This window comes from Aureimonas altamirensis (assembly GCF_023702225.1).
Lineage (GTDB): Bacteria > Pseudomonadota > Alphaproteobacteria > Rhizobiales > Rhizobiaceae > Aureimonas > Aureimonas altamirensis_B.
In genome coordinates this window covers 25,185-36,793 of record NZ_JAMQCO010000008.1, presented here as the reverse complement: position 1 = coordinate 36,793, position 11,609 = coordinate 25,185, and the positions used below count along the sequence as shown (strand labels likewise).

The following is an 11,609-nucleotide window of genomic DNA, read 5'->3' as shown; positions in this document are numbered from 1 at the left end:
GACATTGTAGATAGACCCTGTAGTAACTATAGGGTCAAGAGATGAACGACAGAATTCTGATGATCGGCCAATTGGCTAGACGAACGGGGACCAAGGTCGAGACGATCCGGTTCTACGAGAAGAACGGTCTCCTGCCCGCACCCTCGCGTACCGATGGCAACTACCGTGCATATGAGCCGGGCCACCTCAACCGCCTCAGCTTCATCAGGCGTGCGCGCGAGCTTGGTTTCTCGCTCGATCAGATCAGGGAGTTTCTCAAGCTGGCCGACGATCGTTCGCAGTCCTGCGCGGCGATTGATGCGATTGCAAAGGAGCACCGGAAGGAAGTCGAGCGAAAAATCGAAGACCTAACTGCGCTCAAGTCGGAACTGGACAGGATGATAGACCAGTGTGGATGCGGGCTGGTCGCAGATTGTAGGATAATAGAGAGCCTGTCTCCGCTGCCAGCCAGAACCTAATGACTGCTCACCGCAGCGCCGGGCCTCTCGATGCCAAAATCTTTGCGGCGATCGGTGACGTAATCATCTGGATCACAGCGAAGAAGGCGGCAGGCACGGCGATTTCCGAGGGCAACCCGGACGCCGCTACGAACGCCGCCGCAATGGAGAACTCCTTTTTGCTCACCGTGAACAGGTAGGCGATCAGCTCTTGCCGGTCGGCCACAAAGACTTTTGCGATGGACCCGACCGCATAGCCGATCAGGTTCAGCGTGAGCGCGGCCAGCGCGATTAGGAGGGCGAACCAGCCATAGCCGAGGATTGTTTCGGCGTTTGGACCCACGACCGCCAGAAGCAGGAGCAGGTAGAGCACCGAACCAAGAGAGGGATAGAGGCCATCGTGTCGGCCGACCGCTTCCGGGTATCGCGTGCGTAGGTAGACCCCGATCACGGTCGGCAGCACCACGATCAGCACTAATTCCATGATGATCGCCCCGATGGGAACTTGCAGCTCGATTCCGGTGAGAAGCAGGAACAGGATCGGCACGATGAAGGGCGAAAGCACTGTGTTGACCGCATTGAGGACCGCCGCGAGGGCGACATTGCCGCGTGCGAGCAGGACCAGCAACGGAGCGGAAACGTCAGTCGGCAGAGTGCCGACAAGGGTTTGACCGGCGGCCAGCGGCCCAGAGCCGAAGAACAGCCGCCCGGTGAGCCATCCGGCGAGCGACATGGGACCATAGACGAGGCCAAGCGCCCAAAGCTGCCGGCTCGGCTTCCGGAAAACCAGCTTCACGGCGTGAGCGTCGAATGTCAGGCTGATGACCAGCATCAGCAATGCCAGAAGCGGGCTTATGCCGCTTTCAAGGACCATGCCGAGCGAAGGGACGAGCAGGCCAAGCGCGGCCGTTACAACGGCCAGCAGCAGGAGATTGTTTTCAACAAAGGCGAGGGCTTTCTGCATCGGCAGTCCTATTCGCAGCGGATCGTACCGGTTGGGCGGCCCTCGCATTTCGCGAACAGGGCAATCGCTTGATCGCAATATTTGCAGTGACCTTGGCAGCAGTCGTGCATGAGGAAGGCGACGAGATCGGAGAGCGCCGGCCAGTTGGCGCTGTAGATGATCGACTTGCCATCTCGCCGCCCCTGCACGAGTCCGGCACGCTCCAGTTCCTTGAGATGGAAGGAGACGCGCGACGGCGGCGCATCATCGAGCGCGCCGGCGATGGCACCAGCGGCCATGCCGTCAGCCCCCGCGACGACCAACATGCGGATTATCCGCAAGCGGTCCTTGTGAGAGAGCGCGGCGAAGCCCGCGAGCGCGTCGTTTTCGTCCATATCATTTCAACGTTTCATGTTTTGTTGAAATTATTGCTTATAGATGGAGCGCGCGCGCCTCAATCTCGCGCAATTCCTGAAACCCGCAATAGATCGGCTGCACCCGGAAAGTCGCGGCTATTCGTTTCACAAGACTTTATCGCAAGTGCTAAGCCACTTGCGACATGATTTCCGAGAGCGGACCACCTGGGGCGAACGTCGGCTCGGTCCCGGCGAGGCGGCCTGACGCCACGGGCCGGTCGAATCAGTCGAGAGCATGCCGGTGTGCCTGCAGATCATCCGACTGGTCAGGCACACCGCCGTTCTCCTGTAATTTTATCCCACACTACTACGACGACCGAAACTTGTTGAAACGACCTGTTTTGTGTCTCTTTTAGTGATCCCCATCCGGGGATCGTCTCTCGCCTCCCCGGTGGAACGGGGACGAGATGCCAGGCATCAACCACAAACAGGCAAATGTGGACCGCGGCGCGCGCATGCTCCGGACAGCGCTCGGGCCTGCCATCTCAACCCTGCTGCAAGACCCGTCTGTCGTCGAGGTCATGCTGAACCCGGACGGACGCATCTGGGTGGACCGGCTGTCCGAAGGGTTGGCCGATACGGGCGAAATACTGTCCGCCGCTGACGGTGAGCGCATCGTGCGGCTGGTCGCCCACCATGTCGGCGTCGAAGTCCATGCGCGCAGCCCGCGCGTCTCGGCCGAACTGCCCGAAACCGGCGAGCGCTTCGAGGGGTTGCTGCCGCCGGTCGTGTCCGCACCCGCCTTCGCCATCCGCAAGCCCGCGGTCGCAGTATTCACGCTAGACGACTATGTGGCCGCCGGCATCATGTCCGCCGATCAGGCGGAAACGCTCCGCGCGGCCGTCGCGTCCCGCGCCAACATCCTTGTCGCAGGCGGCACGTCCACCGGTAAAACGACGCTGACCAATGCGCTGCTCGCCGAGGTGGCGAAGACGCAGGATCGGGTCGTCATCATCGAGGACACCCGCGAACTGCAATGCGCAGCGTCGAATCTCGTGGCGATGCGCACCAAGGATGGTGTCGCCACCTTGTCGGAACTGGTGCGGTCTTCGCTGCGCCTGCGTCCGGACCGCATTCCGATCGGTGAGGTGCGCGGCGCCGAGGCGCTCGATCTCCTCAAAGCCTGGGGCACCGGCCATCCGGGCGGCATCGGCACCATCCATGCTGGTTCCGGCATCGGCGCCCTGCGCCGCCTCGAACAACTCATCCAGGAAGCCGTCGTCACTGTGCCGCGCGCGATGATCGCGGAGACCATCGACCTCGTGGCCGTCCTCGCTGGCCGCGGCTCCGCGCGCCGGCTGGCCGAACTTGCCTGCGTCGAAGGGCTCGGCCCCGACGGCGATTACCGGATTTCCCTCGCTTTTCCCGACACCTCAATCCCTCACGTTCCAGGAGAACCTGCATGATCCGTTGCGCCGTTCGTATCCGTCATCATCTGGCGACCGCCGCCGCCTTCACCTGGGCGAGCCTGATGACTGCCCCCGCCCAAGCGTCTGGCTCCTCCATGCCCTGGGAAGCGCCGCTGCAATCCATCCTTGAATCCGTCGAAGGCCCGGTGGCCAAGATCGTGGCAGTGATCATCATCATCGTCACCGGCCTGACGCTCGCATTCGGCGATACCGGCGGCGGCTTCCGTCGCCTCATCCAGATCGTCTTCGGTATCTCCATCGCCTTCGCGGCGTCCAGCTTCTTCCTCTCGTTCTTCAGCTTCGGCGGCGGAGCGCTGGTCTGATGGCGGTGAGTTTCGAGGCGCTCGACGCGGTTCCGGGATTCAGTGTGCCGGTTCACCGCGCCCTGACCGAACCGATCCTGCTTGGCGGAGCGCCACGCTCCGTCGCGATCCTCAATGGCACGCTGGCCGGAGCCGTGGGCCTCGGCCTCCAGCTCTGGCTGGCCGGCATCCTGATCTGGGCCGTCGGTCACATCGCCGCCGTCTGGGCCGCCAAGCGCGATCCGCTCTTCGTCGAGGTCGCGCGCCGCCACCTCCGCATCCCCGGTCATCTTTCGGTGTGAGGAAGCCCATGATGAATCTCGCCGAATACCGCCGTACCGCATCCCGCCTCGCCGATTACCTTCCCTGGGTAGCGCTGGTCGGCTTCGGCGTTGTCCTCAACAAGGACGGCTCGTTCCAGCGCACCGCGAAGTTTCGCGGTCCCGATCTGGATTCCGCCGTCGCGGCCGAGCTGGTCGCGGTCGCTGGCCGCCTTAACAATGCCTTCCGTCGCCTCGGCTCCGGCTGGGCGATCTTCGTCGAAGCACAGCGGTCGGAAGCCGCCACCTATCCGGCGAGCCGCTTCCCCGATCCCGCATCGGCGCTGGTCGATGCCGAGCGCAAGGCCGATTTCGAGGAGAAAGGCAGCCATTTCGTCTCTGGCTATTTCCTGACCTTCCTCTGGCTTCCGCCCGCCGAGGATGCCGCCCGCTCCGAGTCCTGGCTTTACGAGGGCCGCGAAACGTCGAGCGTGAACCCTTGGGAACTGGTGCGCGGCTTTGCCGACCGCACCGACCGCGTGCTGGCGCTGCTCGACGGTTTTATGCCGGAATGCCGCTGGCTCGATGACGCCGGGACGCTGACTTACCTGCATTCGACGATTTCGATCAACCGGCATCGCGTCCGCGTGCCCGAAACCCCGACCTATCTCGATGCGCTGCTGGCCGATCAGCCGCTGACCGGCGGGCTGGAGCCGCGCCTGGGCAATCAGCATCTCCGGGTGCTGACGATCACCGGCTTTCCGGCAACCACCACCCCCGGCCTGCTCGACGAAATGAACCGGTTGGCCTTTCCCTATCGCTGGTCGACCCGCGCCATCCTCATGGACAAGACCGATGCGACCCGGCTGCTGACGAAGATCAGGCGCCAGTGGTTCGCCAAGCGCAAGTCGATTGCCGCCATCCTGAAAGAGGTGATGACCAACGAGCAATCCGCGCTCGTCGACACCGACGCCGCCAACAAGGCGGCCGATGCCGACATGGCCCTGCAGGAACTTGGCGCCGACATGGCGGGCATGGCCTATGTCACGGCGACCGTCACCGTTTGGGACGAGGACGCCCGCCGCGCCGACGAAAAGCTGCGGCTGGTCGAGAAGATCATCCAGTCCCGCGATTTCAGCGTCATGGTCGAAACGGTCAACGCCGTCGACGCCTGGCTCGGCAGCTTGCCCGGACATGCCTATGCGAATGTCCGGCAACCGCCGGTCTCGACGCTCAACCTTGCCCACATGGTCCCTTCGTCCGCCGTGTGGGCGGGACCGGAACGGGACGATCACTTCGGCGCGCCCCCGCTGCTGTATGGCAGGACCGAAGGATCGACCCCGTTCCGGTTTTCCCTCCATGTCGGCGATGTCGGCCATACGCTTGTCGTCGGGCCGACGGGTGCCGGCAAATCGGTGCTGCTGGCGCTAATGGCCTTGCAGTTCCGGCGCTACGCGCGCTCACAGGTCTTTGCCTTCGATTTCGGCGGCTCGATCCGGGCCTGCGCCCTCGCGATGCAAGGTGACTGGCACGATCTTGGTGGCGAGCTGACCGACGCTTCCGAAACATCCGTCTCGCTGCAACCTCTGGCGCGCATTCACGAGACGGCCGAACGCGCCTGGGCCGCCGACTGGATCGTGGCGATCCTGACGCGCGAGAACATCCAGATCACCCCGGAGGTGAAGGAGCACATCTGGACGGCCCTGACCTCGCTCGCCTCCGCCCCGGTCGGGGAACGCACCATCACCGGCCTCGCCGTGCTGCTCCAGTCGAATGATCTGAAACAGGCGCTCCGCGCCTATTGCGTCGGTGGTCCCTATGGCCGGCTGCTCGATGCGGAGACCGAACATCTTGGTTCAGCAGACGTGCAGGCATTCGAAATCGAGGGCCTTGTCGGGACCGGCGCGGCGCCCGCGGTCCTCTCTTATCTCTTCCACCGCATCGGCGACCGGCTAGACGGGTGGCCCACGCTGCTGATCATCGACGAGGGCTGGCTGGCGCTCGACGACGAAGGCTTCGCGGACCAACTCAGGGAATGGCTCAAAACCCTGCGAAAGAAGAACGCCAGCGTCATCTTCGCCACGCAGTCACTGTCCGACATCGACAATTCAGCCATCGCGCCGGCGATCATCGAAAGCTGCCCAACGCGGCTGTTGCTGCCCAACGAGCGCGCCATCGAACCCCAGATCACCGCGATCTATCGCCGTTTCGGCCTCAATGACAGGCAGATCGAGATCCTCGCACGGGCCACGCCCAAGCGGGACTACTACTGCCAGTCGCGGCGCGGCAACCGCCTGTTTGACCTCGGATTGTCGGAAGTCGGGCTGGCGCTTTGCGCCGCATCGGCCAAATCCGATCAGGCCCTGATCAGCGAAATCCTCACCGAGCATGGCCGCGACGGGTTCCTCGCCGCCTGGCTCAAGGCGCGTGGCGTCGAATGGGCCGCAGAACTGATCCCGGACCTCAGCAATCTCGCGACCGAAAGCGAGGATCTGCCGTCCGTCATTTTCGATGAGGACGCGTTCGAGCTCACCCTGGAAGAAGAGGAAAGTACCCCATGACGCGCACAAAGACCCGGATTTCCCGCATGGCCAGCGCTTCGGCGCTCGCCCTTTCGCTTGCCGCGCCGCTGGCGCTCGCGCCGGACTTCATCACCCCGGCCCATGCCTTCTTCGGCGGGTTCGGCCGGATCGTCTATGATCCGACCAACCACGCGGAGAATCTGCTGACCGCCGCCCGTACGCTGGAGCAGATCAACAACCAGATCACCTCGCTTCAGAACGAGGCGCAGATGCTGATCAACCAGGCCCGCAATCTCGCGAGCCTGCCTCACAGCTCGCTTCAGGCGCTTCAGCAGAACGTCCAGCGGACCCAGCAGCTTCTCGGGCAGGCCCAGAACATTGCGTTCGACGTTCAGAACATCGATCAGATGTTCCAGCAGGACTACGGCAAGCTGTCTTTGACCGCGACCGACACCCAGATGATCGCCGATGCGCGCTCGCGCTGGGAAAACACCGTCGGCGGCCTGCAGGACGCCATGCGCGTCCAGGCCGGCGTCGTCGGCAATATCGACAGCAATCGCACGCAAATGTCGGAGCTTGTCGGCCAAAGCCAGGGGGCGACCGGCGCGCTTCAGGCGACCCAGGCTGGCAACCAGCTTCTCGCCCTCCAGTCGCAGCAGCTTTCGGACCTGATCGCTGTCATCTCGGCCAATGGCCGGGCGAATGCCTTGACCGAGGCCGAACGCGCCACGGCAGCCGAACAGGGACGCATTCAGCGCGAGCGTTTCCTGACGCCGGGGTCAGGCTATCAGCCCGGCAACGCGCGAATGTTCAACTGAGGAAAGGAGGCGGAGTATGGAGGGGAAGGTGCTGGCCCGGATCGCGGCCATTGTGTTCGTGGCCGTGGCCATCACGGCGGCGATCATCGAGATGTCGCGTGAGGAAGGCCCCGCGCCAGCACCTTCCGTCCCAGCGCTTCAGCCCGCCACCGATCCGCTGCGTCTGGAACAGCGGCGTTGCCAGGCATTGGGCGAGGCGGCGGCCAATGATGCCGACTGCCTCCGAACCTGGGCCGAGACCCGCGATCGCTTCCTCGGCAAGACACCCGCGCCAGCGACCCCCGCACAGAACGGGAGACCGTGAGCCATGGGCGGAACGGGGGTCATCGATAATTTTCTCGGCATCTTCACCAGCTATATCGACTCCGGCTTCGGCCTGCTCGGCGGCGAGGTGGCGTTTATCGCCACGACGCTGATCGTCATCGACGTGACGCTCGCCGCACTGTTCTGGGCCTGGGGCGCCGACGGCGACATCATTGCGCGGTTGGTGAAAAAGACGCTGTTCGTCGGCGTCTTCGCCTATCTCATCAGCAACTGGAACAATCTCGCACGGATCGTCTTCGAGAGCTTCGCCGGGCTCGGGCTCATGGCGTCCGGCACTGGCTTCTCGGTTGCCGATCTGCTGCGCCCCGGCCGCGTTGCCCAAACCGGGCTGGACGCCGGTCGCCCGCTGCTGGAATCTATTTCGGACCTGATGGGCTGGATCGCCTTCTTCGAGAACTTCATCCAGATCGCGTGCCTGTTGTTCGCCTGGGCGCTGGTGGTGCTGGCCTTTTTCATCCTGGCAATCCAGCTTTTCGTCACGCTGATCGAGTTCAAGCTGACCACGCTGGCCGGCTTCGTGCTGATTCCATTCGGCCTGTTCGGCAAGACCGCCTTCATGGCCGAGCGGGTGCTGGGCAATGTGATCTCCAGCGGTATCAAGGTGCTGGTCCTCGCCGTCATCATCGGCATCGGCTCCACGCTCTTCGGCCAGTTTACCGCAGGCTTCGGCGGTGCGACCCCGACAATCGACGACGCCATGGCGATCGTGCTGGCAGCCCTTTCCCTTCTCGGCCTCGGCATCTTCGGCCCCGGCATCGCCACCGGCCTCGTCTCCGGAGGCCCGCAACTCAGTGCCGGCGCCGCCGTCGGGACTGGCCTTGCGGTTGGCGGCGCTGCGATCGCAGCCGGTGGCGCGACCATGCTCGCGGCGCGGGGTGGCGCAGCCGCACTCTCGGGCGGGGCAGCACTTGCCCGCGGCGGTGCCTCGGCCGCCGGTGCGGCTTCGTCCGCCTATACCCTCGGCTCCTTGGGCGGGTCCGGCACGGCCGGGGTCGCCTCCGGCCTTGGCGGTGTGGCGCGCGCCGGAGCCTCCGCCGCCGTTTCACCACTCAAGCGCGCCGCCTCCCGCGCCAGCGACAGCCTGAAATCCAGCTATTCCGATGGTGCGAAAGCCGGATTCGCGGCATCCGGCGGCACGTCGACCATGGGCACCGTCGGCAGAGATTCGTCGCCTGCGCCGTCAACCCCCTCAACCCCTGATGGGCCGCCGGCCTGGGCGCAGCAGATGCGGCGTGGCCGGGCCATGAGCCACGGCGTCACGGCTGCTGCTCATGCTGTCCGATCCGGCGACAGCCACGGCGGCGGCTCCTCCGTCAGCCTTTCCGAAAGTGACCGCACATGAACATCTTCAAACGACCGACGACCCATTACGGCAAGGTGCCGGAACCCGAGACTCCCTATCAAAAAGCCGCACAGGTCTGGGACGAACGCATCGGCTCGGCCCGCGTGCAGGCGAAGAACTGGCGCTATATGGCGTTCGGCTGTCTGATCCTCTCGGCCGGCTTTGCCGCCGCGCTCGTCTGGCAATCGGCGCGTGGAACCGTCGTGCCCTGGGTGGTGCAGGTGGACAATCTCGGTCAGGCGCAGGCTGTCGCGCCCGCGAACGCCGATTATCGCCCGACCGATCCGCAGATCGCCTTCCATCTCGGCCGCTTCATCGAGCAGGTCCGCGCGATCCCGGCGGACGCGATCATCGTCCGGCAGAACTGGCTTCGGGCTTACGAGTTCACCACCGACCGGGGCGCGGCGGCCTTGAACGATTATGCGCGGGCCAACGATCCCTTCACCAAGGTCGGCCGCCAGCAGATCGCCGTCGAGGTGTCGAGCGTCATCCGGGCTTCGCCGGACAGTTTCCGCGTCGCCTGGACCGAACGCCATTTCGAGAACGGCCAGCTTTCCACGACCGAGCGATGGACCGCGATCCTGACTGTCGTGATCCAGCCCCCGCGCGATGCCGAACGATTACGCGCCAATCCGCTGGGAATCTACATCAACGCAATTTCATGGTCGCGGGAGATGAGCCAATGACCCGCACGACTTTCCGTAGAGCCGGTTTTCCGGTTTTCCGTAAACCCGCTTTCGCGGCTTTGCTGCTTTCCGCGACCATGTTGGCCGGCTGCGCGACCAACCGGACGCCGCAATTCAACTATGACGCCGACGTGCCGCCGCTGCCCACCGTGCAGACGGTCGCCACCGACGACCGGCCCCGGCCGCTTCACACGCCGCCGGCCTGGACGGTCGCGCGGGGCGGACCTGCTGCCAGCACTCCGGACGGCCGTGTCGAAAACGCCAATGCCGCCGCCCGTGTCGAACCTCGCCGTGAGGGCTATTACAACGCCATCCAGATTTATCCGTGGAGCGAAGGCGCGCTCTATCAGGTCTATGCGGCCCCCGGCCAGATCACAAATATCGCGCTGGCGCCGGGCGAAAGCCTGACCGGCGCGGGACCTATTGCGGCCGGGGATACGACACGATGGATCATTGGCGACACCGAATCCGGTTCGGGCGCGAACCGCCGCGTCCACATCCTCGTGAAGCCGACACGCCCGGACATTTCCACCAACCTTGTCGTGACCACCGACCGGCGCACCTACATGATCGAGCTGCGCGCGCGGGAATCGCTCTACATGCCTTCCGTCGCATGGGCCTATCCCGCGGCGCCGGCGGGAAGCCGTGCCACCACGCCCGCCGCGCCCATCATCCCCGCCGAGGCGGCGCGGAACTATCGCTACGGATTGCAGGTGCGGGGCGACAGCCCGCCATGGCGGCCGCTCTCCGTCTTCGACGATGGCCGCCGCGTCTATGTCATTTTCTCGCGCGGCATCGTGCAGGGCGAAATGCCGCCTTTGTTCGTCATCGGGTCGGACGGAGAAACGCAGATCGTCAACAGCCGTGTCCACCAGAATGTCCTGATCGTGGACCGCCTGTTCGGTGCGGCCGAACTGCGCCTTGGCAGCGGCGATCGGCAGCAAGTGGTCAGGATCGTCCGCATCAACCCGACGCAGGCCGCAGCAGAACCAGCCAGCACGACCACGGGAGGATCGTCGTCATGAGCGATACCGATACCGCCGCCCCCATGCGCCTGCGCGCCGAGCCGCCTCGTGTCACCCGCCTGTCCCGAAAGTTGCTGGCAAGCGTTGGCGCGGTCGCGCTTCTCGGCATCGCCGGAACCTTGATCTATGCGCTCCAGACCCGCGATGCGGGGCCGGGTGGCGGCGAACTCTATTCGACCGAAAACCGACCCACGGCTGACGGCCTCGCCGGTCTGCCGCGCGACTATACCGGCCCCGTCCTGGGACCGGCATTGCCGGGCGACCTTGGCCGTCCGATCCTCGACGCGCAGAACCGGGGGCAGCCAGTCGCGCCTCCGGCAATCACCACACCAGCCGTCGATCCCGAAGAGGAGCGCCGCCGCGCCGAGGAAGAGGCCGCGCGCTTGAGCAACGTGTTCTTCCAGTCCGGGTCGCGTTCTGGCGGGACAGCGGGAACGGCCATGCCAGGAATAGCCGGGATAGGCTTGCAGCCGGACGGCACAGGGCAGAACAGGCACGCGGCTTTCCTCAATAGCCCGGTCGACCGACAGACGGTTGCGCCAGATCGCGTCACGCCGCCGGCATCGCCCTACATCCTTCAGGCTGGAGCCGTCATTCCGGCCGCACTCATCACCGGAATCCGCTCCGATCTGCCGGGCCAGATCACCGCGCAGGTCACCGAAAACGTCTATGACAGCCCGACCGGCTCGCTGCTTCTGATCCCGCAGGGAACGCGCATCATCGGCCAATATGATGACGGCGTGACCTTCGGCCAGCGCCGCGTCCTGCTGGTGTGGAATCGCCTGATCCTGCCGGGCGGCCGCTCCATCGTTCTGGAGCGCCTGCCGGGCGCGGACGCTTCCGGTTACGCCGGGCTTGAGGATGGCGTCGATTATCACTGGTGGGATCTGATGAAAGCGGCAGGGCTTTCCACACTGCTCGCGGTCGGTACAGAGCTGGCGACCAGCGACGAGGACCGGTTGATCCGCGCCATTCGCGACGGCGCACAGGATACCGTCAATCAGGCCGGGCAGCAGATCGTCCAGCGCCAATTGCAGGTCGCGCCGACGCTCACCATCCGGCCCGGCTTTCCGGTCAGGATTATTGTGACCCGCGACCTGGTATTCGAGCCCGCAGGAGGTTGAG

General features: G+C 64.8%; 13 protein-coding genes. 11 read left to right on the top strand and 2 right to left on the bottom strand.

Translation table 11 applies throughout. The features are described from left to right. Positions 1-41: 41 nt before the first annotated feature. Positions 42-458 carry a MerR family transcriptional regulator gene (locus tag NDN16_RS14000; RefSeq protein WP_012092652.1) on the top strand — a complete coding sequence of 139 codons (417 nt, stop codon included), beginning with the start codon at positions 42-44 and terminating at the stop codon, positions 456-458. Between the two features lie 7 nt (positions 459-465). Here the strand turns inward: NDN16_RS14000 and NDN16_RS13995 are convergent, their stop codons facing one another. Continuing rightward, positions 466-1,401 (bottom strand): bile acid:sodium symporter family protein, encoded by a 936-nt coding sequence (locus tag NDN16_RS13995; RefSeq protein ID WP_012092653.1) that lies wholly within the window; start codon positions 1,399-1,401, stop codon positions 466-468. A gap of 8 nt (positions 1,402-1,409) precedes the next feature. Then, a complete protein-coding gene (locus tag NDN16_RS13990; RefSeq protein ID WP_012092654.1) occupies positions 1,410-1,775 on the bottom strand; it encodes an ArsR/SmtB family transcription factor in 366 nt (121 codons plus the stop codon). Between the two features lie 428 nt (positions 1,776-2,203). On the opposite strand from NDN16_RS13990, the gene trbB reads away from it, so the two are divergent. The 10 genes from trbB to NDN16_RS13940 are packed head-to-tail and all read left to right on the top strand — an operon-like array spanning position 2,204 to position 11,608. After that, complete coding sequence (trbB, locus tag NDN16_RS13985; protein WP_012092655.1) at positions 2,204-3,202, top strand: P-type conjugative transfer ATPase TrbB; 999 nt, start codon at positions 2,204-2,206, stop codon at positions 3,200-3,202. Then, on the top strand, positions 3,199-3,528 hold the full coding sequence (locus NDN16_RS13980; protein ID WP_012092656.1) for a TrbC/VirB2 family protein: 330 nt from the start codon (positions 3,199-3,201) through the stop codon (positions 3,526-3,528). The genes trbB and NDN16_RS13980 overlap by 4 nt, the downstream gene beginning before the upstream one ends. Next, positions 3,528-3,809, top strand: coding sequence for a VirB3 family type IV secretion system protein (locus tag NDN16_RS13975; protein WP_012092657.1), 282 nt, complete (start codon positions 3,528-3,530; stop codon positions 3,807-3,809). Before NDN16_RS13980 ends, NDN16_RS13975 begins: the two co-directional genes overlap by 1 nt. Positions 3,810-3,817: 8 nt before the next feature. Then, on the top strand, positions 3,818-6,328 hold the full coding sequence (gene trbE, locus NDN16_RS13970) for a conjugal transfer protein TrbE (protein ID WP_012092658.1): 2,511 nt from the start codon (positions 3,818-3,820) through the stop codon (positions 6,326-6,328). Next, positions 6,325-7,107: a P-type conjugative transfer protein TrbJ gene (gene trbJ / locus NDN16_RS13965; protein ID WP_012092659.1), complete on the top strand. Its 783-nt coding sequence runs from the start codon at positions 6,325-6,327 to the stop codon at positions 7,105-7,107. The genes trbE and trbJ overlap by 4 nt, the downstream gene beginning before the upstream one ends. 16 nt (positions 7,108-7,123) lie before the next feature. Further along, a complete protein-coding gene (gene trbK-alt, locus NDN16_RS13960; protein ID WP_012092660.1) occupies positions 7,124-7,411 on the top strand; it encodes a putative entry exclusion protein TrbK-alt in 288 nt (95 codons plus the stop codon). A 3-nt stretch (positions 7,412-7,414) separates the two neighbouring features. Further along, the gene (gene trbL / locus NDN16_RS13955; protein WP_012092661.1) at positions 7,415-8,773 is read left to right on the top strand and encodes a P-type conjugative transfer protein TrbL; all 1,359 of its coding nucleotides are present in this window, start codon (positions 7,415-7,417) and stop codon (positions 8,771-8,773) included. Beyond that, positions 8,770-9,459 (top strand): conjugal transfer protein TrbF, encoded by a 690-nt coding sequence (gene trbF, locus NDN16_RS13950; protein ID WP_012092662.1) that lies wholly within the window; start codon positions 8,770-8,772, stop codon positions 9,457-9,459. The genes trbL and trbF overlap by 4 nt, the downstream gene beginning before the upstream one ends. After that, positions 9,456-10,484, top strand: coding sequence for a P-type conjugative transfer protein TrbG (gene trbG / locus NDN16_RS13945; protein WP_039194776.1), 1,029 nt, complete (start codon positions 9,456-9,458; stop codon positions 10,482-10,484). Before trbF ends, trbG begins: the two co-directional genes overlap by 4 nt. Beyond that, positions 10,481-11,608, top strand: coding sequence for a TrbI/VirB10 family protein (locus tag NDN16_RS13940; RefSeq protein ID WP_012092664.1), 1,128 nt, complete (start codon positions 10,481-10,483; stop codon positions 11,606-11,608). Before trbG ends, NDN16_RS13940 begins: the two co-directional genes overlap by 4 nt. The last annotated feature ends 1 nt before the right edge of the window (position 11,609 follow it).